Annotated in this window: 21 protein-coding genes and 1 tRNA gene; 7 read left to right on the top strand and 15 right to left on the bottom strand. The window is 56.2% G+C overall.

Annotated features, from left to right (window positions below):
• Nucleotides 1-93: 93 nt before the first annotated feature.
• Together ABGT79_RS10940 and ABGT79_RS10935 are read right to left on the bottom strand one after the other, a co-directional pair.
• Nucleotides 94-585: a flavodoxin family protein gene (locus ABGT79_RS10940; RefSeq protein ID WP_346666199.1), complete on the bottom strand. Its 492-nt coding sequence runs from the start codon at nt 583-585 to the stop codon at nt 94-96.
• Nucleotide 586: 1 nt separating this feature from the next.
• Nucleotides 587-1,279 carry a Crp/Fnr family transcriptional regulator gene (locus ABGT79_RS10935; protein WP_346666198.1) on the bottom strand — a complete coding sequence of 231 codons (693 nt, stop codon included), beginning with the start codon at nt 1,277-1,279 and terminating at the stop codon, nt 587-589.
• A gap of 92 nt (nt 1,280-1,371) precedes the next feature.
• Between ABGT79_RS10935 and ABGT79_RS10930 the strand changes: the two genes are divergently transcribed.
• A complete protein-coding gene (locus ABGT79_RS10930) occupies nt 1,372-1,725 on the top strand; it encodes a hypothetical protein (RefSeq protein ID WP_346666197.1) in 354 nt (117 codons plus the stop codon).
• A gap of 11 nt (nt 1,726-1,736) precedes the next feature.
• On the opposite strand, the gene rpsT is transcribed toward ABGT79_RS10930, so the two are convergent.
• The 7 genes from rpsT to mfd form a co-directional block, all read right to left on the bottom strand.
• Nucleotides 1,737-2,003, bottom strand: coding sequence for a 30S ribosomal protein S20 (gene rpsT, locus ABGT79_RS10925; RefSeq protein WP_294484661.1), 267 nt, complete (start codon nt 2,001-2,003; stop codon nt 1,737-1,739).
• A gap of 137 nt (nt 2,004-2,140) precedes the next feature.
• On the bottom strand, nt 2,141-4,237 hold the full coding sequence (gene glyS / locus ABGT79_RS10920) for a glycine--tRNA ligase subunit beta (RefSeq protein WP_294484664.1): 2,097 nt from the start codon (nt 4,235-4,237) through the stop codon (nt 2,141-2,143).
• Nucleotides 4,238-4,240: 3 nt separating this feature from the next.
• The gene (gene glyQ / locus ABGT79_RS10915; protein ID WP_294484667.1) at nt 4,241-5,113 is read right to left on the bottom strand and encodes a glycine--tRNA ligase subunit alpha; all 873 of its coding nucleotides are present in this window, start codon (nt 5,111-5,113) and stop codon (nt 4,241-4,243) included.
• Nucleotides 5,114-5,206: 93 nt separating this feature from the next.
• Nucleotides 5,207-5,953: a DNA repair protein RecO gene (recO, locus tag ABGT79_RS10910; RefSeq protein ID WP_346666670.1), complete on the bottom strand. Its 747-nt coding sequence runs from the start codon at nt 5,951-5,953 to the stop codon at nt 5,207-5,209.
• Nucleotides 5,954-6,420: 467 nt separating this feature from the next.
• Entirely contained in the window at nt 6,421-7,389 is a 969-nt protein-coding gene (locus ABGT79_RS10905) for a RodZ domain-containing protein (protein ID WP_346666196.1), read from the bottom strand.
• Nucleotides 7,390-7,397: 8 nt separating this feature from the next.
• Nucleotides 7,398-8,339: a SurA N-terminal domain-containing protein gene (locus ABGT79_RS10900; RefSeq protein WP_346666195.1), complete on the bottom strand. Its 942-nt coding sequence runs from the start codon at nt 8,337-8,339 to the stop codon at nt 7,398-7,400.
• A 259-nt stretch (nt 8,340-8,598) separates the two neighbouring features.
• On the bottom strand, nt 8,599-12,096 hold the full coding sequence (mfd, locus tag ABGT79_RS10895; RefSeq protein ID WP_346666194.1) for a transcription-repair coupling factor: 3,498 nt from the start codon (nt 12,094-12,096) through the stop codon (nt 8,599-8,601).
• 665 nt (nt 12,097-12,761) lie between these two features.
• Between mfd and ABGT79_RS10890 the strand changes: the two genes are divergently transcribed.
• The 4 genes from ABGT79_RS10890 (at nt 12,762) to ABGT79_RS10875 (ending at nt 16,034) form a co-directional block, all read left to right on the top strand.
• Nucleotides 12,762-13,373, top strand: a complete 612-nt coding sequence (locus ABGT79_RS10890) for a YitT family protein (protein ID WP_346666193.1) — start codon at nt 12,762-12,764, stop codon at nt 13,371-13,373.
• Nucleotides 13,374-14,328: 955 nt separating this feature from the next.
• Nucleotides 14,329-15,084, top strand: a complete 756-nt coding sequence (locus ABGT79_RS10885) for a hypothetical protein (RefSeq protein WP_346666192.1) — start codon at nt 14,329-14,331, stop codon at nt 15,082-15,084.
• Between the two features lie 91 nt (nt 15,085-15,175).
• A tRNA-Ser gene (locus ABGT79_RS10880) sits at nt 15,176-15,270 on the top strand.
• Nucleotides 15,271-15,455: 185 nt separating this feature from the next.
• The gene (locus tag ABGT79_RS10875) at nt 15,456-16,034 is read left to right on the top strand and encodes an integrase arm-type DNA-binding domain-containing protein (protein ID WP_346666191.1); all 579 of its coding nucleotides are present in this window, start codon (nt 15,456-15,458) and stop codon (nt 16,032-16,034) included.
• An 865-nt stretch (nt 16,035-16,899) separates the two neighbouring features.
• Here ABGT79_RS10875 and ABGT79_RS10870 read toward each other — a convergent pair.
• The 6 genes from ABGT79_RS10870 to ABGT79_RS10845 form a co-directional block, all read right to left on the bottom strand.
• Complete coding sequence (locus tag ABGT79_RS10870) at nt 16,900-17,898, bottom strand: D-cysteine desulfhydrase (protein WP_346665692.1); 999 nt, start codon at nt 17,896-17,898, stop codon at nt 16,900-16,902.
• A 42-nt stretch (nt 17,899-17,940) separates the two neighbouring features.
• Nucleotides 17,941-19,236 (bottom strand): amidohydrolase, encoded by a 1,296-nt coding sequence (locus tag ABGT79_RS10865; protein ID WP_346666190.1) that lies wholly within the window; start codon nt 19,234-19,236, stop codon nt 17,941-17,943.
• Nucleotides 19,237-19,247: 11 nt separating this feature from the next.
• The gene (locus ABGT79_RS10860; protein ID WP_346666189.1) at nt 19,248-20,558 is read right to left on the bottom strand and encodes a TRAP transporter large permease; all 1,311 of its coding nucleotides are present in this window, start codon (nt 20,556-20,558) and stop codon (nt 19,248-19,250) included.
• A gap of 29 nt (nt 20,559-20,587) precedes the next feature.
• A complete protein-coding gene (locus ABGT79_RS10855; RefSeq protein ID WP_346666188.1) occupies nt 20,588-21,079 on the bottom strand; it encodes a TRAP transporter small permease in 492 nt (163 codons plus the stop codon).
• A gap of 121 nt (nt 21,080-21,200) precedes the next feature.
• Nucleotides 21,201-22,253, bottom strand: a complete 1,053-nt coding sequence (gene dctP, locus ABGT79_RS10850) for a TRAP transporter substrate-binding protein DctP (protein WP_346666187.1) — start codon at nt 22,251-22,253, stop codon at nt 21,201-21,203.
• Between the two features lie 248 nt (nt 22,254-22,501).
• Complete coding sequence (locus ABGT79_RS10845) at nt 22,502-22,657, bottom strand: hypothetical protein (protein WP_346666186.1); 156 nt, start codon at nt 22,655-22,657, stop codon at nt 22,502-22,504.
• Nucleotides 22,658-22,716: 59 nt separating this feature from the next.
• Between ABGT79_RS10845 and ABGT79_RS10840 the strand changes: the two genes are divergently transcribed.
• Nucleotides 22,717-24,126, top strand: coding sequence for an amidohydrolase family protein (locus ABGT79_RS10840; RefSeq protein WP_346666185.1), 1,410 nt, complete (start codon nt 22,717-22,719; stop codon nt 24,124-24,126).
• Between the two features lie 312 nt (nt 24,127-24,438).
• Nucleotides 24,439-24,633: a hypothetical protein gene (locus ABGT79_RS10835; RefSeq protein WP_346666184.1), complete on the top strand. Its 195-nt coding sequence runs from the start codon at nt 24,439-24,441 to the stop codon at nt 24,631-24,633.
• The last annotated feature ends 100 nt before the right edge of the window (nt 24,634-24,733 follow it).

Below are 24,733 nucleotides of genomic sequence, written 5' to 3'. Positions count from 1 at the left end.
GAGCCTCCTCGACTCTACGGTTTCGGCGCAGAGCTCCGACGCATCGTGCCCGCGCGGCTCCGTTTCGAGCGCCGAACTTCGAAATATCTTCCGTCAGGCCGCCTGCCTGAGACGCAAAAGCGCGCGCCGCACGCACTCTTCCGCAAGCCGGAAGTCCTGCGCGTTCGGATGCCTTGCCGCCTCGTTCAGGCGGGCCAGGCGTTCGGGCGTGCGCGGATGCGTGCTTCTCTCAAGCACCTGCGGATCAAGACGTCCCTGACAGAAAAAATGACCGAGCACACGGCAGCCCCGGCTCTCCAGCAGCGCTTCCGCGAGCCGGGCGCAGCGTCCGGCATGGGGCGAATCGGGAAAGGCGGCCATGGTGCCGAAGAAAAACACGCTCTGTCCGTGCAGGGTTTCCATGAAGGCGCGCATGGCCTCGTCGGGACCGCCGCGCCAGGCCCAGAAGCCGAGCACCAGCGCGTCGTAGCCGGAGTGCGGAGCGTTTTCCACGGAATACAGCGGCAGGGCAAGACGCCCGGAAAGATATTCCCCCACGGCGCGGGTGTTGCCCGTGCGGGAAGAGTACACAATGCAGACGCGCATATCAGTTTTCCATGAGACAGCGGCGCAGCGCCTCTTCGTCCACAATGACTATGGTTCTGCGCTCGAGACGGATGATCCCTTCCTGCACGAAGCGGCTCAGCTGGCGGCTGAGACTTTCGCGCGACAGGCCGAGCAGACCGGCCAGCACCTCGCGGGTCATGACGTCCTCAAGCACGGAGCTTTTGTCCACGCGGGCCTTGTGCAGAAGCCAGCCCGCCACGCGGCGTCGCACCGAAATCTTGCCCTGCGACACGGCTATTTTGTTGATGAACATGCGCTGACGCATGGCAAGCGCCCGCATGACGCGCTGCGCAAGGCCGATGTTTTCCGAAAGCAGCGCGCCAAGCACCCGGTTTTCCATGGCGAGCACCACGCAGGGCGTGAGCGCATGGGCGGAAATAAAGGAGATGCCGCCGCCGAACACGCCGTAGAGGTCCAGAAAATGCCCCGGACGCACCACGTGCAGCACGGTGTTCTTGCCCGCCGCGGAGCCCTTGAGAAGGCCGACGTGGCCGGAAATCAGCCAGAACGTCACGGGAACGGCGTCACCTTCAACGCATATCCACTCCCCTTTCGCGTAGGAAGAAAGCCGCGTGGCGGAGGCAAGTCTCTCCGTGTCCCCGGCAAGAAGTTCGGGAAAACACGCGCTCAGCCGTTCCCGCATGTCGCGGGAAGCATCTCCAGTCTCCGCCATAGTTCGCTCCTGAAAGATGAATAGGACATACCGGAATGAGAAGGGCCCCGCCTGCGCGGTCGGCGTTCTCCTCCGCAGATTGCCAAGCATAGATGATTTTTCCCGTTTCAGCCATGACCGCAGTCACATTCAAGGAAAACGTCGGGCGAGGCCTGGGAAAGACGCAAAAACGCGTCGACGGCATGAGGATTCAGGCAACGCGGACGATGCAAAAATTCCGCAGCCTGAGCGAAGAAAAAAAGGATGGCGACCAGATGACTACCATCGGCAGCGGCAATGCGCCGAACCTGCCTGAGATGAGAATGACGGCGAAGGGAAAAACGACGTTCCCGGAAGACGGCACGGCGTCCGCGCCCGCAGACAGTCAAAACGCAGACAGCCTGCCCGCAAAAACAAAACGCCGAAAGGGAGAAAGCACAAACCTTCTCCCTTTCGGCGTTTTCTGAAAAAACGAAACTTAGGCGTCGAGAGCGTTGACGGCCTTGGCAAGGCGGGAAACCTTGCGGGAAGCGTTCTTCCAATGAATGATGCCCTTGCCGGCGATCTTGGAAACAGTGGAAGTAGCGGTCTTCAGAGCTTCTTCAGCGGCGACCTTGTCGTTCTTCTGAATAGCGGCGCGCACGGCCTTCACCACGTTCTTGATGCGGGTACGGGCGGCGCGGTTACGGGCGTTGCGCTTGACACTCTGCTTTTGGCGCTTGATGGCGGAAGCATGATTGGCCACGGGAATCCTCCAGAATGATGACCCCTGTCGGGGTGTGATGCGATACGTTGTCGGGCGGCGGACAGACGCCGCCCGTTATTGCCAGAACGATTATTCTTATGCGCCTTGGAGCTTTCTGTCAAGGGGAGGCGCGGCTCCTACATCTGCAGGGCCGAGAAATCGGCGAGCCTGCCCATGCGGGAAAGAAGAACCTGCAACAGATTCAGTCGGTTGGCGCGTACCTTTTCGTCTTCCGCCATGACCATGACGCCGTTGAAGAAGGCGTCCACCGTGGGACGCACGCCGTCCATGAGGGCAAGAAGCTCGTCGAAACGGTCCTGCGCCCACAGCTCGTCGAAGCGGGCGGTCATGGCGTCGAGGGCGTCGGCGAGCGCCGTTTCCGGCTCTTCCGCAAGAAGTTCGCGGCTGTACTCGCCCGTGACTCCCGCGCCCTGCTTGCGCAGAATGTTGGCCACGCGCTTGAAGGTCTGGGCGTTGTCGGCAAAGCCGGGCTTGCCGCTTTCGGTCACCAGAGCGGCCAGACGGCGGGATGCGGCCCACACGTCGCTGCAGCCGGCGTTCATCACCGCTTCCACGAGCAGGGTGTCGTTGCCCTGCGTGAGGAAGTAGTTCTTCACGCGGCCCGCAAAGAAGTCGTTGAGCTTGGCCAGAGCTTCCGGCTTTTCCAGCTTCCAGCGGATGCCGTCGCTGTAGAGCGACTGCGCCTTGGCAAAGAGCTCTTCCACGGGGAGACGGTAGCCCTTTTCAATGAGAATGCGGGCAATGCCCAGCGCGCAGCGGCGAAGCGCAAAGGGATCGGCCGCGCCGGTGGGAATGTTGCCGAGGCCGAAGCAGCCCACGAGGGTGTCGGCCTTGTCGGCCATGGACAACAGCGCGCCGAGATCGGTGGAAGGCACGGGAGTGTCGGGACCGGCGGGCAGATACTGCTCGGCAATGGCGTCGGCGGCAACGGGATCAAGGCCCATCTTGTGCCCGTAAATGCCGCCCATGATGCCCTGCAGGGTGTCGAACTCGCCCACCATCTGGGAAACGAGATCGGCCTTGGCGCAGCGGCCGGCCACGGCGGCGGATTCGGGATTCACCTCGGCCGCGCGCTTCACGCCGGGCTGTTCCGCCAGCCAGCGGCACAGTTCGGAAAGACGACGGCACTTGTCGCCCATGGAACCGAGAGGTCCGAGGAAGATGACGTGATCAAGCTTTTCCTTCCACACGTCGAAGGAGGCCTTCATGTCGGTGTTCCAGTAGAAGCGGGCGTCTTCAAGACGGGCGCGCAGCACGCGCTCCCAGCCCTTCTTCACCACCTCGGGCTCGCGGGAGGTCAGGTTGGCCACGGTGAGGAAGTGCGGCAGAAGTCTGCCGTCCTCTCCGGCCACGCCGAAGCTCTTCTGATGCGTTTCCATGCTGGTGAGCAGCACCACGGAAGGCAGTTCGAGGAAGGAAGGATCAAAGTCGCCGAGAATGGGCTCGGGATGTTCGCTCAGGCCCTGCACCTCGTCGAGCAGACTTTCCTTCCACAGGATGTGACCGCCGACCTTGCGGGCCAGCTCGTTGCCGCCGTCCACAACGATCTTGCGGCGGGCGGCACCGGAAAGCACCACGCCGCACTTTTCGGCCATCACTCTGTCGAAATCGTCGGCGCAGGCCACTTCAAAGGGTCCGCGGCCGTGGACGCGATGACCGGTGGTCATGCGGCCGGACTGCACGTCCGCCACGGTGAACGGGATAACGTCGCAGTCCATGAGCGCCACCACCCAGCGCAGAGGACGGGCAAACAGAAAATGACTGGGACTCCAGTGCATGCGCTTGGCAAAGGGAAGAGAAGCAATGATGGAAGGCGCGGCCTCAGCAATGATGGAAGAGGCGGACACGCCGCCCACGGTCTTTCTCACGGCCACATATTCGCCCTTGGGCGTTTCCTGACGGAACAGCGCGGACACGTCCACGCCCTGACCGCGGGCAAAGCCGAGCGCGGCCTTGGTGGGATTGCCTTCGGCGTCGTAGGCGGCCTTCACGGACGGACCGAGGGCCACTTCCTCTCGCACGGGCGTGGAGGAAAGCAGACCGCGGGCATGCACCACGGCGCGACGGGGCGTGGTGTTCACGGTAAGGGAGTCGAACGTAAGACCGTGTTCGTCGAACAGGGCGGCGAAGCGGTCGTGCAGTTCGCGTTCAAGGGAGGCAAGAAAACGGGCGGGCAGTTCTTCCACGCCTATTTCAAGAACAAAATGACTCATGGATTACCCCTTCTTCAGCATGGGATATCCCATGGCTTCGCGCTGGGCGGCATAGAGATGGGCCACGCCGGAAGCCAGCGTGCGCACGCGGGCGATGTACCCGGCGCGTTCCGTGATGGAAATGGCTCCGCGGGCGTCCAGCAGGTTGAACGTATGAGAACACTTCAGGCAGTAGTCGTAGGCGGGCAAAGGCAGCTTCACGTCGATGAGGCGCAGGCATTCCTTTTCGTAGTCGTTGAAATGCCGAAGCAGCATGTCCGCGTCGCTCTGATCGAAGTTGTAGCAGGACTGCTCGTATTCATTCTGATGATACACGTCGCCGTAGGTGATGGAGTCGTTCCACTTGATGTCGTACACCGACTCCACGCCCTGCAGATACATGGTCAGGCGCTCAAGGCCGTAGGTGAGCTCCACGCTGGCCGGAGAAAGATCGATGCCGCCCACCTGCTGAAAATAGGTGAACTGCGACACTTCCATGCCGTTGAGCCACACTTCCCAGCCGAGGCCCCAGGCGCCGAGCGTGGGAGATTCCCAGTCGTCTTCCACGAAGCGGATGTCGTGTACGGCCGGATCGATGCCGAGAGCCTTCAGGCTGTCGAGATACAGCTGCTGCGGATCGGCCGGCGCGGGCTTCATGATGACCTGGAACTGAAAATAATGCTGCAGACGGTTGGGGTTGTCGCCGTAACGGCCGTCGGTGGGACGACGCGAAGGCTCCACATAGGCGGCCTTCCAGGGCTCGGGTCCGATAACGCGCAGGAACGTGGAGGGGTTGAACGTGCCCGCACCGCATTCCAGATCCACCGGCTGCACCACGGCGCAGCCCTGTCTGGCCCAGTAATCCTGCAAGGTCAGAATAACATTCTGAAAATTCATGTAGTTCTCCTGAAGTTCGCCAATGGAGCCATTGGCCTTGCTTCCCATGCGCGAAGGCGCGCGGAAAAATCCCCGTTTGCCCGTGCCGCGCCGCTAAATGGACCTGAACCGGCCGTTACCCCATTCAAGCCCGAGATGATATCGCACAAAAGCGTCGATAAGGCGCGCGGCCTGCCTTGCGCCTTCCGGCGAAGGGCGCAGCCTGCCCCATGACTCCGGTGAGTATTCCTTCACTTTACCCAGTACGTCAAGAGCTTCCTGCCCCAGAACAAGGCTCATGTCGCCCGGACGCCGGCAGGATGCGCAGCACACTTCGCCCTCCCCCACCAGAAAATGCACGTCGGGTTCGGCCTCAAGCGGGCGTCCGCAGCGCGCGCAGACGTGCAGCTGCGGCGCGTAGCCCTGCTCCGACGCCAGCCGGAAACGAAACAGCACCGGCATGACGGCAGGCACGTCGTCCTCCTTTTCAAGAAGCTCCAGCATGCCGCGCATGAGCGAAAAGCTTGCCCCGGCGTTGTCCGGCGGAACGCCCATGGCCTCCATGAAGCGCACGCAGTTGGCGGCCATGCCCTGCCTGCGCCAGTCGCGGCGCAGCCGTTCGGGCCCGGCCAGAAGCGTGGCTTCGCTCATGTTGAGAAAACGCCCGTCCCGGGAGTAGCCCGCGCTGACCCTGATGAGATTGAACGCGTCGAGACAGCCGGTAAAACGTCGTCTGCTCCTGCTGCCGCCGAAGGCAAAGGCCGTCACCAGCCCCTTTTCCCGGGCCAGAAGACGAACCCAGAGATCGACTTCCCGAAACTTTCCGACGCGAAGCACCAGCGCGTCATCAGTCCACTGCAGCATGGCAACATTCCCGAACCGAACAAAGAACCGTGTCGGACGCCCCTATTTCCGACAGGAGGCCGCACTCTGCAGCGTCGCGCGCCCGCCTGCGGCAGGCCCGTTTTCTCAGAAACGACGCTCCCGCGCCGCTGCGGCAGCCCATCGGCTTCGCGGCAGGCTCAGGCCGAACCATTCCGACGTCGCCCCCTTCCGGTACGCCCTGCCCGGCACGTCGTTCCCCGCCCGACGCGGAAAAACTCCATCTTCGCAAGTCGCGCCGCAATATTTTTCTCCCGGCGCGCCGCCGAAAAGCCGCAGGCGCAAGGCACGGCGTTTACGCGTCTCCGGCCTCAGCAACGGAAAAAGGAGCTCGTCGCCGGGCAGACCGCCCGTTTCGCCGCTCCCTTTCCATCAACACAGTCAAACACGGGCCGCACGCAAAGACCGCACGGCCGCCTTTCCCGTCATACTTTTCCGGCCTTCCGCTACTCCGCCGTCGGAGGGAAGCTCATGGTCACCACGCGCGGCGAGGTGGAACGGTCCAGCTCCTTGCCGTCGTAGCTCACGCGCACCGCCCGGGCGTTGCCCAGACGGATGACCAGAGAATCCCGGAAGGTCATGGAAAACGTATCGCCCTTGCGGAGCGTGCGCTGCTGCTTCTTGCCGTCCGGTTCAAAGCCCATCCAGCAGTCGCCGGAGTCGGCCACCACTTCCACCTGATGCATGCCCTCGGGCAGCGCCACAGGCTGGGCGTCGGCCGCAGGATCGGCGGGCGCGGCGGAAACCGCGCTTCCCTGCGTCACGGCGGGAGCGTCGGACTGAAGAATCTGCGTGGACGGCGCAGGCTGCGTCGCCTGCACCGGCGCGGAGCTCTCCGCAGCGAGGGCGGGCTCAGGCTGAGCCTCGGTCGCCGCTTCGCCCGACTGCTGCACGGGGGCCGCAGGCTGGGCGACGGGAGCCGGAGATGCAGGCACGGGCGCAGGCGCGGAAGTGCCCCATGTGGGCATGGGCGCGGCCGGAACGGCCTGTTCGCCGGTTGTCGTCGTCTTTTCGTAGTCGCGTGCGGCAAAGAAGTGCAGATAGGCCATGTAGGCCCCGCTGGCGAGAACGAGCACCAGCACGATTTTAAGCACGCCGCCGACAATGACCGGCAGCAGGCTGGGCTTCACCGAAGTGTAGGTGGTATTTTCGGCGATCACGGGACGGGAAATGTTTTCAAAGCCTTCCAGGCCGTGAAGCCATTCCGTCACCTCGTTCTGGGCAAAACCCAGCAATAGCGCGTATTCCTTGATGAAATGATGCACGTACACAGTGCGGGGCACGTTGTCCGAACCGTCTTCTATGCCCTGAAGAATGCGGGTGGGAATCTTGAGACGATCAGCTACGTCGGCCACAGTCATATTGCGGCCCTCGCGGGCCTCGCGGAGCCTTGCTCCCAGTTCTGCCAGAGTCATGGTGCGCCTCATTTACGGATGTCGACGAGCGCCTTGTCGCGGAGCTGCGCAGTGTACTGCTGAAAACGCTCCTGAAGACGAGGACGGCGCAGAATCTGTTCAATGCGCATGGCGGTCTGCGGATCGGGCACAGCGCTGCTGTTATCCACGTTTTCCGCCTCTTCAAAGTCAAGCAGAGCAATTTGCGCCTTGTTGGCGTTCATGGAGAGCACGGGGGAAACGTCGCCCTTCTTCATCATGGAAATCTGCTCCATCATGCCGGGAGCCATGTCGGAAAGATTCATGAAGCCGAGGTCGCCGCCGTCCTGCGGATTCGGGCCTATGGACACGGCGCGCACCGCGTCGCGGAAGGAAACCTTGCCCGACGCGATGTCCGCGGCCCACTTGTCCGCATCGACGTCCACGGGATAGATGAGCATGGCCACCCGCGCGCGGCCGGACGCGAATCCGGCCATGTTCTTGCGGTAGTAGTCGTTGATTTCATCTTCCGTCACGACCACCTTGCTCACCACGTTGCGGCTCATGAGTCGCTGCGACACGAGCTGCACGTACAGTCTGTCGCGGAACACCTTTTCGGTCACGCCTTCCTTTTCCAGCTGTTTGAAAAAGACGTCGCGGGAAAGCTGACTGTCCTTGATGATTCTGTCGAGGGCGGAGTCCACGTCGGCGTCGGAGACGTCGATCTTTTCCTTTTCCGCCTCCTGAAGCAGAATCTTGTCGTTGATCATCTTGTCGAGAACGGCCTTGCGGACTTCGGCCGCCATCTGGGGATTCTTGGCAGGATCGAGCTTCTGGGCGATCAGTTCGGACTGAAGAGCCTTGTCGAGCTCGCGAACGGTAATCATGTCGCCGTTGACCACAGCGGCAATGCGGGAAACGGGAACCGCAAACACCGGCTGTGCGGAAAGAAGAGAAGCCGCACAGGCCAGAGATATGAAAAGGGTACGCAAGACAGCACACTCCTGATGTTCGTTATGTCGGTTGTTTATAGCCTGTTTTTTCAGCACTGGCAACGTTCTGCGGCAGCAATTTTATCCGCGGAACCCCCTCCGGACACAACGCGCAATCAGGCGTCTTTGCTGGCAATATTGCCGGTCCGTGCAGCGGCGGCGACGCAGGGCGCCGCGTTATTTTCTCAAAAGCGCGCCCTCCGCCCTCCGCCGAGGAAAACGCGGTCCCGCCCGGAATGCGAACCGGCCGCCCCGGCCCTCACGCCTGCCCTTCGCCGCTCGTGAGCAGCGTTCCGAGCAGCTCTCCGGCCTCGTCCAGCCTGCGGGCCATGCCGCCCTCCCGACCGAGCGAGAGTTCCAGCGTCGCCGGCGGCTGAAGGTGAATGCGATCCCTGTGCGCCATGACAAGACGCACGATGGCTTCCGGCTGCACTCTCTTCTGTCCGTCGGCCCAGGTGACGCGAACGCGGTCGGGCAGAAGATCGGCTCGGGCCACGCCGAGCTCGTTCACCCGGCCCTTGAACGCCAGCACTGCAAGGAAGGTTTCCAGAGCCTCGGGGAACGGGCCGAACCTGTCGCGGATCTCCATTTCCACGGATTCCCTGGCCGCCGCGTCCGTGGCGGAAGAGAGCATCTTGTAGTACTTGAGCCGCTCGTGCGCATCCTCGATGTACGAATCGGGAATGTGCGCCGGTATGCCGAGATTGATTTCCGTTTCCGTGCGCAACAGCTCCTCATCGCCCTTGAGCTTCGCCACGGCGTCTTCCAGCATTTCCAGGTACAGATCGAGTCCCACGCGGGCCATGTGCCCGGACTGCGCCTCGCCGAGAATGTTGCCCGCTCCGCGCAGACGCAGATCCTCCATGGCCACCTGAAAGCCCGCGCCGAGATAGTCCATTTCCAGAATGATGCGCAGACGCTCGCGGGCCAGACTGGGCAGATGTTCCACATCCGACACCACGAACACCGCATAGGCCTGTCTGTCGGAGCGCCCCACCCTGCCGCGAAGCTGATAGAGCTGGCCGAGACCGAACATCTGCGCCTGATCCACGATGAGCGTGTTCGCCCGGGGAAAGTCCAGTCCCGATTCCACAATGGCCGTGCACACCAGCACGTCGAGCTCGCCGTGCCAGAACTTGTGCATGGTGTCTTCCAGTTCCTTTTCCGCCATCTGACCGTGCGCCATGCCCACGCGGGCGTTCGGCACGAGTTCCTTAACCATGGCCGCCGTCTGCGGCAGCGTCTGCACTCGGTTGTGGACGAAGAACACCTGCCCCTGACGGGCGAGCTCCCGCTCCATGACCTGCCTGAGCGCGCCGCGATCCCGGTCGATGATGGCCGTGGCCACGGGCTTGCGTTCGGCGGGCGCGGTTTCCAGCACGGAAAGCTCGCGTATGCCCGACATGGAGAGCTGAAGCGTGCGCGGAATGGGCGTGGCCGTCAGCGTGAGCGCGTCCACGTTCTTCCTGAGCTCCTTCAGCTTTTCCTTGTGCCGCACGCCGAAGCGCTGTTCCTCGTCGAGAATGAGCAGGCCGAGATTGGGCAGCTGCACGTCCTTGGAAAGCAGCCGGTGCGTGCCTATGAGAATGTCTATCTGACCACGCGCCGCGGCCTTCAGCGTTTCCGTCTGCTTTGCCCGGGGCACGAAGCGGCTGAGCAGCCCCACGTTGATGGGAAAGCCCGCCATGCGCGAACGGAACGTCTGATAATGCTGTTCCGCAAGCACCGTGGTGGGGCACAGAAGCGCCACCTGCCGCCCGTCGCAGGCCGCGCGGAAGGCCGCGCGAAGCGCCACTTCCGTCTTGCCGAAGCCTACGTCGCCGCACACCAGCCTGTCCATGGGCACGGGCTTGTCCATGTCCGCGAACACTTCCTGAATGGCGCGGGCCTGATCGGGCGTCTCCTCGAAGCCGAACGTCGCCTCGAACTCATGATACATCTCGCCCACCGGCGAATAGGAAAAGCCCTTGGCCACCTTGCGCCACGCGTACATCTGCATGAGGTCCGCGGCCACCTTTTCCACGGCCTTGCGCGCCTTTTCCCTGCTGCTCGTCCAGGCCGTGCCGCCCAGCTTGTCCAGCGCGGGCGGCGGACCGTCCGCCTTGAACTTCTGCACCACGGAAAGTCGATCCACCGGCAGATACAGCTTCGCGCCGTCGGCGTATTCCAGCAGCAGATAATCGTTGTCCACGCCGGTTCCGCCGGGACTCATGCGGTGCAGACCGCCGAAGCGCCCCACGCCGTAATCCCGATGCACCAGAAGATCGCCCACGCGCAGATCGTCGTACCTGTCCAGTCCGCGGAACGCCCCCGACGCCACGCGATGCGAACTTTCCGCCTTGGGCTGCAGAATCTCCTCGCCGAGCACGAGACAGTCGTCCCACACCAGCTCCGCGCCCTGCCGGTACGGAGCCACCACGGCGTAAAGTCCGCGCCCCTCCGGATCGTAGCGGAGATTCGGCAGCAGGCCGTCCTGCTCCGCCAGCTTGAGAAACTTGCGGCGTCCGCGCTCGGACGCAAAGGCCAGCACCACCTGTCTGTGCGAAGACGTCCATGTTCTGAGTCCGGCCGAAAGCTGCTGCCACGGCCTGTCCTGCTCCGTGCGCCCCGGAAAGAGCTCGGCAAAACTGTGCAGACTGCGCTCCAGAAGATCTTCGCCCGACGTTTCGGAACCCATGGTGAGCGGCTCCGCATACAGTCTCGGACGACTCTCCAGCGCCTTTTCCGCAAGGTCGGCGTCGCGCACGTCCATGTGCGCCGGCTGTATCAGGCTCGTTTCCTCCGACTGCACGCGCAGGTCTTCCCGCCACCGGCGCTCCGCTTCTTCCAGATCGTCGCGCAGCTCGCATCGTCCGGGCAGAAAGCACATGGCGTCCGGCGCAAACCAGTCGTCGAGAAACGTGGCCGAGGCGTGCACGCTGCCCGGCAGAAGACGCATGTCGTCCTGCTCCAGCGCGTGTTCAAGCGAATTGCGCGAGCGCTCGCTCAGCACCTCCGCCCGCGCCCGCTCCTTCCAGAACGCGCGCACCCCTTTTTTCCACGCCTCGCCGCTGCCGAGAGCCGTCACGGGCAGAAGCGTCACTTCCTCAAGCTGCCCCACGGATCGCTGCGTGACAAAGTCGAACACGCGCATTTCGTCCACCGTGTCGCCGAAAAATTCCAGACGCAGAGGCTTTTCATAGCCCGGAGGCAGCACGTCCAGAATATCGCCGCGCCGCGCCATGTCGCCCGCGTGCGCCACCATGGGCACGCGCTGATAGCCCCATTCCACGAGCTGTTCCATGAGAAGCTCGGGAGCAATATCCTCCCCGCGCCGCACGGTCATGACGCGACTGTCCAGAAAATCCAGCGGCGGCAGCGCGGGAATCAGGTTGTCTGCCGTGAACACCACGCCCTTCGCCGTTCCCGACCGCAGGGCGTACAGCACCGACAGCCTTTCCGCCCAGCCCTCGCGACTGAGCGAACGCTGACTGAACGGCGGCAGGAACACCCACGGTCTCTCCCAGAGCGGACGTTCCGCCTGACCTCGGGCCGAGGACTCGGACGCGCCGGCGCGTCCCACGGAAAGTTCGGAAGTAAACAGCGTGGTCAGACCACGCATGACGGCAAGCGCGTCCCGGCTGCGCACGGCGATGACCGCATGGCGTCCGGCCCGCACCGCTTCCACCGCCAGACGGGCCAGCGAGGCCGACCCGGCACGGCACACCGTAAGACCGGCGCTCTCTTCCATTCTACGGAGCAGCGATTCTTTATCCATGAGCAACAAGCGATATGATAGAAAAAAAACAAAAAATCTCCCGAACCGGGAGCGTGCTCTTTCGGTGATATCAGCAAGCCGCGCCATGCGCAAGAACGCCGCCGTGAGACTTTACCCGAACACGCCCACATCGCCGCAGATCAGGTTCCCGCGCCGGAGCTCCTCCCTTCCGGGCCTGCCGCCTGTGCTGAACCCGGCCTACCGGGGCGGCCGGCCAGACCTGATCCCCGCCTGCGACTCCGTCTGACGGCAAAGCGCGCCGCATCCCTTCGCGTCTGCATCCGCTCCGCGCCTTGTCCGATATTTTCCGCCCCGCCTTGCCTTCCCCCTGAGAGTAGGCTATCCTCTTTCCATGCATACTCGACGGATACTTGCCCGCATCTTCTTCGCCACCATTGCCGAACGGCACTGGCGCAGCCATCTCTAGGAATCAGCCCTTCGGTCTGGTTCCGAAGCCCGCCCTTGCGGGGCCCGTCGCTGCGGCACGGCGCGCTCTTTCGGCGCGCGCCGTCACTTCCCGCCCCGTTTCCGCTCTCTGCCTTCCGCCGACGCGACATGCGCGTGCGCTTTCGGACTCCCGGATCTTCCCGGTTGCGGCTCTTTCGCCGCACAGCTCCGCTTCCCTCCGAAGCGGCTTCCGCTCATCCGAAACACAGGAGCATACCGTGTCTCTTTCCCTTTCTCCCAGGCTGTGCCTGCTCAATCTCGCAGGCAGCGCCATTCTGTCCTTCGGCCTTTACAACGTCCACGCGCTTTCCGGCGTCACGGAAGGCGGCATTCTGGGCGCAACGCTGCTGCTGCATTACTGGTTCCACATTTCTCCCGCCTGGTCCGGCCTCGTCATGAACGCCGCCTGCTACCTGCTGGGCTGGAAGCTCATGGGCGGCGGCTTTGTACTCTATTCCCTCGTGGCTGGCGGAGGATTTTCCCTCTTCTACGCCCTCTTTGAGCTCTTTCCGCCCCTGTGGCCCCAGCTTGCCGACATGCCGCTCACGGCCTCCGTGCTCGGAGCCCTCTTTGTGGGCGTGGGCGTGGGGCTGTGCGTTCGGGCAGGAGGCGCTCCCGGCGGCGACGACGCCCTGGCCATGAGCATTTCACACATCACGGGCTGGAATATCCGCTGGCCCTATCTTCTGAGCGACCTGATCGTGCTGCTGCTCTCCCTTTCCTATATTCCCCTGGAACGCATGGGCTACTCTCTGCTGACGGTCATCCTTTCCGGACAGATCATCGGCTTTGTTCAGTCCTTCCGGGCCAAAGAGAACCCCGCAGCCTGATCTTGCTTCATCAGAAGCGCCCGGCTTCCTGCTCCCCGGAACAGGAAGCCGGACGCTCTCCCCTGCCCCTCCGCCCGACCTTCGCCGCCGACTTGCCCGCGAACACGCCGCCGGAACAGGCCGCTTTTTTCGCGTCAGCGTCTGAATACTTCACGGATATGGGGCAGCAACGGCAGGAGACTTTCCCCACGACCGCGCCTGCCCGTTGTCCTACTGGTTCAATGACTGCCGGGATTCACGTTTCTCCGCAGCTGCGCCGGGCCGCATCTTTTCCGACCGGGCCGCCTTGCGCTGAATCGTACTCGCAAACTTTCCCGACACGGCGCCATCCCGACAGAGCCTCCTCCCCACAACGTTTCCGCTCCGCCTGCGGAGCACAAACGCCCCCTGCATCGTCCTCCGCACCATCTGCGGGCGACATTCGTGTTTTCGATTTCCGTCATTGTTCCGTCACTGCAAGTGCTTCCGAACAAGCTCCTTTTCTCCGCGACATTCCGCGAAAGGTTCCCAGTCACGTCACGATTGCATGCCACCGAGTGCCCGATCCGTCGTATTTTCCAAAAATTTCTCTGAAACAACATCGAAACGCAGAGCATCAGCATGTTCTTTTTAGTACAAAAACGACCTCGACAATGCTTCCGAGGCCCGCTCTTCCTGGTTCTTCATCAAAAGACACAGCACTCTTTTCAGCATCACCCTGCTTTCATCTTCCGTGACTTCTCCTTCCCCTCATTATTGTATATTTCCTCAAATATTCTTTTCCTTCAAACGACATTCGCCCATTTTACGTCAGATGTCGTCCTTTTTTCGTCCGCTCATACAGAATTTTTTTCGTATGACCATCTTTCGTCAGAGAATGACTTGACGCAGCATGCAAAAATTATTTTTATCGAAGAGCGAAGAGCGGATTTTTTACATATCCAGCGCGCATACATCACCCATGCAGGAGTTTCCCATGATTACGAACTGGCCGCTTGTTTTCTTCACCGTGTTCTCGCAGCTCGGCACGGGGCTGGCATTTTTCGCCTGGTGGAAAGACCATCATGGGAGCTCTCCCAGCACGAGAACCTGGCAGTCGTCGGCCGTGAGCGCCGCCGTCGCCGTTGCAGCTTCGCTCGTCGCCTTCGGCGGAGCGGCTGAAGGCGTCATGCTTGCCGCCCAGATCGGCTGCGCGCTGCTCCTCGTCCTCGCGCTTTCGGCCTTGAAGTGCTCCTTCTGCGGACTCCTTGCCTGGCTCGCTGGCGCCTGCTGCGTCATGAGCGAAGCCGTGGCCGCCATTCCCGGCGAAGTCGGCACCACGTCCGGCCTGTTTCCGCTGCTTCTGTTCCCGCTGTGCACCGTCATTCTCGGCGCCGTTTTCGCCCAGCTCAAGCAGATGGGCGAACCCGACGATCCCGCCGTGCGCTACGGCCGCTTCTATCTGCCCCTGCGCGTCTGCCTGTGGATCATGCTCATCATCACCGCCGTCGCGCCCTGCATGGCCTGGGACGATCCCTTCATGAGAAAATCCGCCATCATCTGGATGCAGACACAGCTGTACTGGATGGGCGTCATCTTCAGCGGCGTGGTTATCGGCCTTTCGCACATGGGACGCATCACCCTGCTCGTGCAGGCCATCGTGGCGTTCGTCAGTATCACCGGACTGCGCACGGCCTTCTATGCCGACGGCGTTCACGGCATCATCGACATGAGCACCCTGTACATGCACTGATGCCGCAAAATCCTTTTCTGCGGGGCTTGACAAGCACTGACGCTTAGTGTAGCTATGTCCCCGTTGCGTATGACACTGCGCTTCACTGCGCGGAGAGATGTCCGAGTCGGCCGAAGGAGCTCGCCTGCTAAGCGAGTATACGGGCATAAACCTGTATCGAGGGTTCAAATCCCTCTCTCTCCGCCACGACAAAGTCTCAGAAAGCCCTATAAGGTACTTAAGGCCTTGTAGGGCTTCACTTTTTTAATTCTGTTAGTCTCACTTGGTCTCAGTTGATTCTTGTGCATATCCGCTCTGGGGATGTATGAGGGGATGTATGGAGTCCATGCATCCCAGGGCCCTTTCCGCCATACATCCCAAAGGAGCATTTCATGAGTGGAATCAACAAGTTGACAGACACAAAAATCAAAAAAACACAGCCTTCAGACAAGATTATTCAGCTTGGAGACGGCGACAGGCTCTGGCTCGTCGTTTACCCCTCCGGAAAAAAGGTCTGGCGGGTCAAATGGAAAAGCGATTACAGGCAGGATCAATTCACCATTGGCCATTATCCGGGTATTTCACTGAAGCAGGCCAGAATGGAACGGGACAGGATTACCGGACTGCTGGATCAGGGAATTGATCCCAACGTTCAGAAGAAGGCCGAAAAAACGTTTGCCATGGAGCAGATGGAAAAGGATGCCAGAACCTTTCGTGTAGTCGCTCTGGAATGGCATAAGAAAAGAACCAAGGTGCAGACGGAAAGCACACGCCGCCTGAAAATGCAGCGGCTTGAAAAGCACGTCTTCTCCGTCATCGGCGATAAGCCTATGGCGTCACTGACCATAACTGATCTTGTTGCCATGCTGCAGCAGATAGAAAGTACGGGCCATGCAGAAATGGCACGACGTGTCGGACAGATCGTAAGACAGATATGCCGTTACGCCAGATTACCCGGTGATATTCCCTAGGACATCTCTACCGGCATGACAGAGGCTCTTGAGGCAAAACCGCCGGTAAAGCATCGAGCAACCATCACAGGTCCGAAACATATAGCCAGCATTTTCAAGAGAGCCTTTCAACAGTAAAATAAACTTATTATTCTCGCTGATTGTCAAAAGCATCGTCAAAAGAGTAATATGGGAAAAACCTGTTTTGATGAAAACATAGAGTCATCAACATAAATAAACAGAACAGGTAATTAAAAAATCGTCAGAAAATCCGGGCTGAAAAAGGAATATCCGCCATCGCCTAAAATGCAGTACACTATAAAACGAGTCTTACAACAACAAAATTGGCTGATAGAAAAGATCCTATCAGATGGTACGAAATTCAGACATTCTCATAAAAGAATCATTTTTCCATGGCACAAACACAATAATAAAGTAAACAGAGTCCATGTAAATGAATTTTTACAGGTTGGTATGTTTTTCAGTATATTTCATAAATTGATGCAAATATACCCAATTGCCCAGCATTTTCCATCGCTATTTCCAGTATATTTCATAAATTAAGAATTTTTCTATTTAGATAATAGTAATAATGAACTGACAGATATTAATTTTGAACTTCATAAAAACAGCAAATAATTTATTTTTAATATCAATATACATGACATTTTAATATATTTTTATTCAAATATTTTAATAAAACGATTAATAACAAGATATAATTATATACACATTTATAACAGCATTATTTATTGTATATTATAAAATTTAAATTATCTTTATGCATTATATAACTGATGATTTATATGTTTAATAAAAACCCCGGCATCGTGAAGACGCCGGGGGGGACGAGAGAGGCTGTTTCAGCAGGGGACTCTGCTACCTGCTAGCGGAAGGTGGGCAGGTAGGCGTACAGGGCCGGAGAACCGCCGGTATGCAGGAAGAGCACGTTGGCGCCCTTGGGGAAGTAATCCTTGCGGATGAGGTCGATCATGCCGGACATGGCCTTGCCGCTGTACACGGGGTCAAGCAGAATGGCTTCAGTGCGGGCGACCATCTTCACGGCTTCCACCATGCCGTCGTTCGGGATGGAATAGCCGGGCTGATAGTAATCGCCGAAGCACACGACCTTTTCTTCAGGAAGTTTCACGCCGGCGCCGATGTAGTCCAGGGTTTCCTGAGCCAGCTTGTGAACAATGGCTGCTTCCACGTCGCCGGGGCGGCTCACGTCGATGCCGATCATGGGCACGTCCATGTTGTTGCCGTAGAAGCCGGCGATCATGCCGGCATGAGTGCCGGCGCTGCCGCTGGGCACCACAACGTGGTCGAAGTTGAGGCCCATTTCAAACATCTGCTGCATGATTTCCTGAGCGCAGGAAACGTAGCCCAGAGCGCCGATGTGGTTGGAAGCGCCGCCGGGGATGATGTAGGGCTTCTTGCCCTGAGCGCGCAGCTTTTCAGCAACCTTTTCCATTTCTTCCATCATGGGGGAGCCGCCAGGCACCACGGTGATGCTCTTCACGCCCAGGAGATGATACAGGAAGTTGTTGCCGGAAGCTTCGGGGTTGTAGCTGCCCTTCACGCGTTCTTCCAGAACGAGATGGCAGTCGAGGCCTTCATGCACGGCCCAGGCGAGGGTCAGACGGCAGTGGTTGGACTGCACGGCGCCGCAGGTGATGACGGTGTCGGCGCCCTGAGCCAGAGCGTCGGCGATGGCGAAGTCCAGCTTACGGGTCTTGTTGCCGCCGGCGCAGCCGGGGAGCAGGTCGTCGCGCTTCATGTACACGTTGACCTTGTTGCCCAGGGCCTTGGACAGGTTGGGCAGATATTCGATGGGGGTAGCTTCCTTGACATAACCACGACGGGGGAACTTAGCGAGATTCATAGTACCTTAACCTCATGACAAGTTAATAATCCGAACCTAAAATTAATCCATGTTATCCATGATGAATGTCGAACGGCAGAACAGTTCTACAGATGGTTGCAGCAAATCTTCATTGAAGTCGAAACGCTGATTATGGTGACCAGCAGGAAGCTTGCTGCCTATCTGGGCATACGTCCCAAAGCCGCCCTGTTCTTGGATCGCAGTAATGAACGTACATGCATCGTCAGTGCCGAAGCCCTGCCCCATCTCCGTTATGAGATCTTTATGGAAATAGGGAACATCTTGGGCAGCCTGCTTCACGACATCAATCATTTTTTTGTCGCTGACAGCATTACCAGCAGATCCCATAATGGTAACTTTTACTTTCTGCTCATACATGGCAGCAGCATGTTCTATGATAAGCTTTGCCTTATCAAACATATACTGATTAATTTCAGTTGTTGCGCCACGTGTTTCGCAGACAAGCTTTGCATAATCAGGAATGACATTCCGACCTGAGCCACCAGACATCATACCCACAGTAATACGGCTTGCTCCTTGGCCATGTCTTGGTATGGCATGCAGATTAAGTAGCATGGTAGCCGCGGCTAACAATGAGTTGTGCCCTTTATGAGGATCTGATCCTGAATGGGATGCAAGACCGAAGAGTTCCACATCGAACTTCGTCGTGGCCAAGAATCCCTGCGTGCCGCATACCAGAGCGTGATCCTGCGTGGAGTTGACTCCTATATGGGCTGCAAGAAAATACTTGGCTCCCTTTACAAGCCCGGCACTGACCATGGGACGAGCGCCACGGCTTCCTTCCTCGGCGGGTTCAAATATCAGCCGGACATTATGTTTCAATTTGTCCCTGCGTCGCATCAGTTCCATGGCCACACCAAGACCAATGGTTGCATGTCCGTCATGGGCGCAGGCATGGCACTCATTGGCATTAATGGAAGCAAAACCCTCCGCCGTCGGCTTGTGATCAGCATCCTGACTTTCACAGACATCGACGCAGTCAATATCAAATCTCAATACCGAATGCATGGGCAGATCGGGACGAATATCCACCATAACACCAGTCAGACCGTTCATCTTGTCTAGCCACTTCGGATCGGCTCCCTGAGCAAGGGCCGCCTTGAGACGCGCTTCCTGGGTCTCCGGATCCGGCACCCCCATCATGACGGAGCGATCCATGACTTCCTCACCAAGATGAACTTCACATCCAAGAGCCGCGAGATGTTCAGCCAGATAACTCGTGGTCCAGAACTCAGAAAGGCCTGACTCCGCATGACGATGCAGATCTCGACGGATCTTTACAAGCTGCTCCTGAGAAACGGTCGGTGTAAATTCCATATGCAGCGCTCCTATTCAAGCATGGAATACGGCAGGAATGTAGCAATCTGGGGGAAGAAGCAGAGAATGACAACAACGACGAGATCGCAGGTGATGAAAGGCCAGGTTCCGGCGAACACATCGGTCACGCGCTCATTGGTGGCTCCGGCAAGAGCGAAGGAGTTGATGCCAACAGGAGGAGAAACGCCGGCGATTTCATTCAGCTTCATAGCAATAACACAAATCCATATCGGGTCAAATCCAAGTTCAACGAGCACAGGGAAGATAATGGGCAGCGTCATTGCAAATACCGCAGCCTGAGCAATGAGCATACCAAGTATGCCCCAGACAACGATAACGGCAAAGAAGACGACATTGGGGGAAACATCCCAGGTGACGAGGAAATTGGCAAGCTCCGTAGGTATACGGGTTATTGCAAGGAACCGGCTGAAATACATGGAGGCAATGATAATGATAAACAGCATTGCCGTCGAACGTGCAGTTTCACGCAGCGACTTGGTAATCTCTCCCTTCTTGCGCAAAGTGCCGTTGACAAGACCAAAGATAAGAGTACCCATGGCGCCGACGGCAGCGGCTTCGTTGGAAGTAAATATACCGGTATAAATACCGCCCATAACGATGAAAGAAAGCGTGAGAATAGGCCACAGTTTCAATGAGGCCTGCATGCGATTTTTTATCGTCACTTTATATTCATCGGGATGAATAGGAGCAACTTTACCGAATTTGGACCTCAGAAGCATATAGACGGAAAACACACACGCAGACAGGAATCCGGGAAGGATACCGGCCAGGAAGAGCTTGCCTACCGACTGGTTTGTAAAGATGGCAAACAAAATAAACATTCCGCTGGGGGGAATCATAGCGGCAAAGCCACCAGAGCAGGCGATGGCACCCAGAGCAAATCTCTTGTCATAGCCATAGCGCTTCATTTCCGGATAGGCGAGATGTCCAAAAATGGTAGCGGTGGCAATGGTCGAGCCGCATATGGAGCCGAAAACGGCACAGCCAAACGTTGTGGCAATAGCCAGAGCTCCTGGCACACGGGCCAGAATGGTATGAACACTTTCATAAGCAAGTCTGGCAAAACCACCGCGGGAAGCAAAGGATCCCATCAAAATAAAGAGCGGAAGAACACAGAATGTCGAAGATGCTACGGCATTATACAGGGTTTCACCAAGTAGAGAGCATGCGGCATCGAATCCGATGATAACCGTGAATCCGACCAGGCCTACGAGAATAAAATCTATTCCCATCTGAAGGCCGCAAAAAAGCAGAACCAGCAGCGCGATTGAAGCTATAATGCCTACTGCCATAAAACTCATATCTGCCTCCTCTTCGAGACATGAAATAATTATTCGGTATCAAGCTGTGGCTTTATGATGGACATTATAATCAAAAGATTATTTAATGTCTGTATAGTATAGAGTAAAAGTCCAATAGTAATAAGAGCCTTAATAGGCCATATTTCTATAGGAACAAGACCAGCCATAGCTTCATCCCCAGCATATGAATCCATTGTATTTAAAATCATGGCGTAGGTACACACGACAAGCGTACCAAAGCATAAAACTCCGCATACTATGCTAAGAAACTTTGCAACCTTTGGAGGAACTCTCTCAAGAAGAAAATCAACAACAATATGACCATGAACCTGCTCACAATTGGCCAGTCCAAAGTAAACTGTAGTAAGCATGATAATCATGGATAATTCAGCAACACCGAGAATAGGATGCCCTATGGTGCGCATAATGATATCAAAACAAATGATAACCATTAAAACCGCAAGCAGCCATCCGCACAAACTTGACGAATAAATTGATAGCCTTTTCAAAAATTCGTGCATGGGTCCTCCCTTTTTGAATAAAAGAAGACAGGGAGCCTAGTTTGATGTAAGAATTAGTTTGATCAGCAATAACACCTTGCAGTACTATTCTTACAGAATAAAAGCTCCCTGTCTCTTTTATTTACTTCTTTGCTTCATTCTCGATATACTTATTGACAATCTTACTTATACTATTGAAGTTACCTTCAGGATCAGACAGTCCGGCCTCCTTTGCTTCGTTCATCCAAACATTAATATTGTTCTTGCAGGAAGGAAGAGCCAACCATGCCTGGTAATCTTTTTCCGTAGCATAGTTTACCTTGGTTCCAGCTGCTTCCATGGCTGCGATCTCTTCCTTCAGATCGGTATTATATTTCTTCGCAAACTTCTGACTTGCAACTTCACCGGCGCGAAGAACAGCTTCCTGAAGGTCCTTGCTCAGCTTGTTGAACTTTTTTTCATTAATTGTGACGATATAAGGCGTAGCCAGCCACATTTTATCCCATACCCAGAGGTAGGGAGCGACCTCATACAGTCTGCCACGATGCTGGGATTCCACAGAAGTAAGAATTGTTTCCACAGTACCGGTCTGAAGCGCCATATAGCATTCAGCCCAGGCAATGGAAACAGGAGTTGCACCCATGGCTTCAAAATCTGCCAGCTTCCAGCGGCTGGACGCACGGGCCTTCATACCACGGAGCTGAGAAAGATCATCCAGACGCTTGGTGGACGCAAAGGAGTTGCAGTCCGTCGCAAAGAAATAGACAGGAATCTGCTTATGTCGTTTAAATTCATCTCTCAGGCCGGGCACATCGCGATAAAGCTCCTGATAAAGAGCAACTGTCGCTTCACCGGTGGTAGGACCGAAGACATTAAGCGCAATTGCGTTGCTGAACGGAAGTGCTTTGGGATAGAAGTTGGCATTGATAAAGCCCATATCAACAACACCGTCAGAAATGGCTTTCAGTGTTTCAGGGCCTGTTACCAGCGTATCGGACCAGAAGGCCGAGACCTTGATTTGGCCTTTGGATTGAATTTCTATTTCATCCAGGAAAAGCTTTTCCGCATAGCCGCGCACAGACTTCTCTGGCCCGTTGGATGCGTAGGTCAGAGTAGTAGCAGCATTGGCATAGACAGGACTCAAGAACGCAGCCGCAAGTAGTGCAACCAAACACTTTCCGACACTCAGTTTCATCTCTTCTTCTCCTGACATAGGTTAAAAAAACAACGAGATGTCGACAAAAATTTTGTCGATTATCGACAGTTCCCATTAAAAATAAATTTAGGTCAAGAGCTTGGGAAAAAATTTTTTAATAAAATATAATAAAATATTTCAGTGTATTATAAAAATCTGCCATTAAACCCTTTTGATATTCATGACAGTCTTCCCTGCTTGTCGATAATTATTAGCAAGAAACATGCCAAAATAATAATTGTTATTTTTCAAATAGTTATAATTCGTGCGACAATTGGTTGAAACACTTTTGTTTTTTTTGTCGCCATTTCAGGAACAATTTTAATCCGGCGCTCCCCGCGGCGGTCGTTTTTCCCTGCAAAAAATATTTTTTCAATATGTTTAAAGATATCGACATTCGACATAAAATCAGTTATCTTTTTAGCATTCTCTAAAATTTCAAATTTCTCCAGGCGAGGCTAGCATGTTTGATCTACTGCTCAAGAACGTCCGGTTAGAAGATCCCATCAACAACATTTCAGGAATCTATGATATAGCCATTGAAAATAAAAAAATTGCAGATATTGAAAAAGAAATTTCTCCTTCAAAAGCTCTACAGGTACTCTACTTCAGGGAAGAACTTGCCATACCTGGAATCATTGATCTGCATGTTCATCTCTGCGGTAATTTTGGAAACAAGAGTGGATTTGCCATGCTTGCACGTTCAGGTGTATGCACAGCACTCAATATGGCAGGTCCTAACTCTGATCTTCTTGCCAATATGCATCAGGCTCGCGGATTGAATATTGCCACACTGGAAGATGCAACCCCTGGATTAAATCTTGCTTCAAATAATCCGAGCTATGAAGATGCAAAGAATTTTGTGAGTAATGCCATGGACCATGGGGCCATAGGTATAAAAATACTGGGCGGCCACTATCCTCTTACGCCCGAAGGTTCCGAACACATTATACGGGCAGCCCGTGACAGGTCGGGATATGCGGCATGGCATGCCGGTACAACGGCCCATGGATCAAATATTGAAGGAATGCGTGAAGTCTGCGAACTTGTTGGCGATCAATTTGTACATCTTGCCCACATAAACTCCTATTGCCGAGGCCAAATCCGGCATGAGCTGGAAGAAGTCATGGAAGCTCAGGAACTTTTGGAAAGCCACCCTTCCATCATCAGCGAATCCTATATTGCTGCTTCCAACGGCACTTCTTTTCTCATTAACGAAAGTGGGCAGCTGGCCAGTAAAAATACCGGTGTCACATTGAACATGCTCGGGTACGAAAATAGTGCAGCAGGAATCGGACAAGCCATTCTAGACGGAATTGCCTTTGTATTCGTTCAATACGGGGAGGAAACGGTACGGATAACTGGACAGGAAGCCCATCGCCTGTGGGTTGAATCTGGAACCAACATCGGAGGAGGATTTGACGTCAATCCGCCCATGTCCCGTATTGCACTGGCCGTCTCTCGACGTAAAAATGGTACATTCTCCGTGGACTGCCTGGCCACGGATGGAGGAAGTATCCCCAGAAATGTACTTGTATCTCAAGGACTGGCGCTGGTTGCAGGGGGAGTAATCTCACTGAAAGACTATATACAGAAAACCAGCTGGAATCCTTCCCGCTGCCTGAACCTGAAAAATAAGGGGCATCTTGGTATAGGAGCCGATGCCGACATTTCCATACTGGACTTTCACCATCAGCGAGCGTTTTCAACCATTGTTGGTGGACAGGTATGCATGATGGACGGATATGTATGCGGTAACGGCGGTACGCTGATAACAACTGAACAAGGTCGCAAGAATGTTGAATCTTTCAACATTCCATATCAGTGCATAGATCTGTCCAATGGACATCTACCTTTCGGTTCTTCTCGATGACACTTTACTTATTATATTTTCATTAATCTGCCGGATCATTGACAGACAGCTGCCGCCCGTCCTTCTGGCTGAAGCTGGAAACGTGGACTATCTGAAAAGGAGATAATTTTTTCTTGACCCGGAATCCACGGCAGATCTTAAACAAATAACCGATAAAGGCAGGTACACTCAAAAACTGGCCTTGCCATTCCCAGTTTGAGGCTGCGTATTCGTATCATGAAAGCTGATCCCTGAAATACAGGATCAGCTTTCAACGTTTAAAAACGACTATGAACGTTCCGTGGAAAATTTTCTCACTGGTATTCCACCATCATGAAAACAGCGGAGAAGCATGGAGAACTCTTCGATCAGCCGGACTCTCCTTCTGCCGATCAGTTGAAGGATCGCTTTCACTCTGAATCGCGTTACCTCACGGCAGTCGTCCACATCCCGAATACACCCTGCCTCTCTGCAGCAGAAAAAATGACAAAATTCAAAGACCACATGGCGCACGCCGACAGAAAGTAAAAAAACAGACGAGGCTCTGAGAATAAATTTTGTTGATCCGGCATCCGATTTTCATAATATTTTTTAATTCATTACCATAAAAATAAAAAAAAAAGAGATT

The sequence above is a fragment of the uncultured Mailhella sp. genome (assembly GCF_963931295.1).
Lineage (GTDB): Bacteria > Desulfobacterota > Desulfovibrionia > Desulfovibrionales > Desulfovibrionaceae > Mailhella.
Note: the sequence above shows the minus strand (reverse complement) of the source record. Positions and strands in the feature narration are given on the sequence as shown.

Coding starts and splice junctions, on each gene's coding strand:
- ABGT79_RS10940 (WP_346666199.1), bottom strand. CDS start 585: ATGCGCGTCTGCATTGTGTACTCTTCCCGCACGGGCAACACCCGCGCC.
- ABGT79_RS10935 (WP_346666198.1), bottom strand. CDS start 1,279: ATGGCGGAGACTGGAGATGCTTCCCGCGACATGCGGGAACGGCTGAGC.
- ABGT79_RS10930 (WP_346666197.1), top strand. CDS start 1,372: ATGATTTTTCCCGTTTCAGCCATGACCGCAGTCACATTCAAGGAAAAC.
- glyS (WP_294484664.1), bottom strand. CDS start 4,237: ATGAGTCATTTTGTTCTTGAAATAGGCGTGGAAGAACTGCCCGCCCGT.
- glyQ (WP_294484667.1), bottom strand. CDS start 5,113: ATGAATTTTCAGAATGTTATTCTGACCTTGCAGGATTACTGGGCCAGA.
- ABGT79_RS10905 (WP_346666196.1), bottom strand. CDS start 7,389: ATGACTCTGGCAGAACTGGGAGCAAGGCTCCGCGAGGCCCGCGAGGGC.
- mfd (WP_346666194.1), bottom strand. CDS start 12,096: ATGGATAAAGAATCGCTGCTCCGTAGAATGGAAGAGAGCGCCGGTCTT.
- ABGT79_RS10885 (WP_346666192.1), top strand. CDS start 14,329: ATGATTACGAACTGGCCGCTTGTTTTCTTCACCGTGTTCTCGCAGCTC.
- ABGT79_RS10875 (WP_346666191.1), top strand. CDS start 15,456: ATGAGTGGAATCAACAAGTTGACAGACACAAAAATCAAAAAAACACAG.
- ABGT79_RS10870 (WP_346665692.1), bottom strand. CDS start 17,898: ATGAATCTCGCTAAGTTCCCCCGTCGTGGTTATGTCAAGGAAGCTACC.
- ABGT79_RS10865 (WP_346666190.1), bottom strand. CDS start 19,236: ATGGAATTTACACCGACCGTTTCTCAGGAGCAGCTTGTAAAGATCCGT.
- ABGT79_RS10860 (WP_346666189.1), bottom strand. CDS start 20,558: ATGAGTTTTATGGCAGTAGGCATTATAGCTTCAATCGCGCTGCTGGTT.
- ABGT79_RS10855 (WP_346666188.1), bottom strand. CDS start 21,079: ATGCACGAATTTTTGAAAAGGCTATCAATTTATTCGTCAAGTTTGTGC.
- dctP (WP_346666187.1), bottom strand. CDS start 22,253: ATGAAACTGAGTGTCGGAAAGTGTTTGGTTGCACTACTTGCGGCTGCG.
- ABGT79_RS10845 (WP_346666186.1), bottom strand. CDS start 22,657: ATGTCGAATGTCGATATCTTTAAACATATTGAAAAAATATTTTTTGCA.
- ABGT79_RS10840 (WP_346666185.1), top strand. CDS start 22,717: ATGTTTGATCTACTGCTCAAGAACGTCCGGTTAGAAGATCCCATCAAC.
- ABGT79_RS10835 (WP_346666184.1), top strand. CDS start 24,439: ATGAAAACAGCGGAGAAGCATGGAGAACTCTTCGATCAGCCGGACTCT.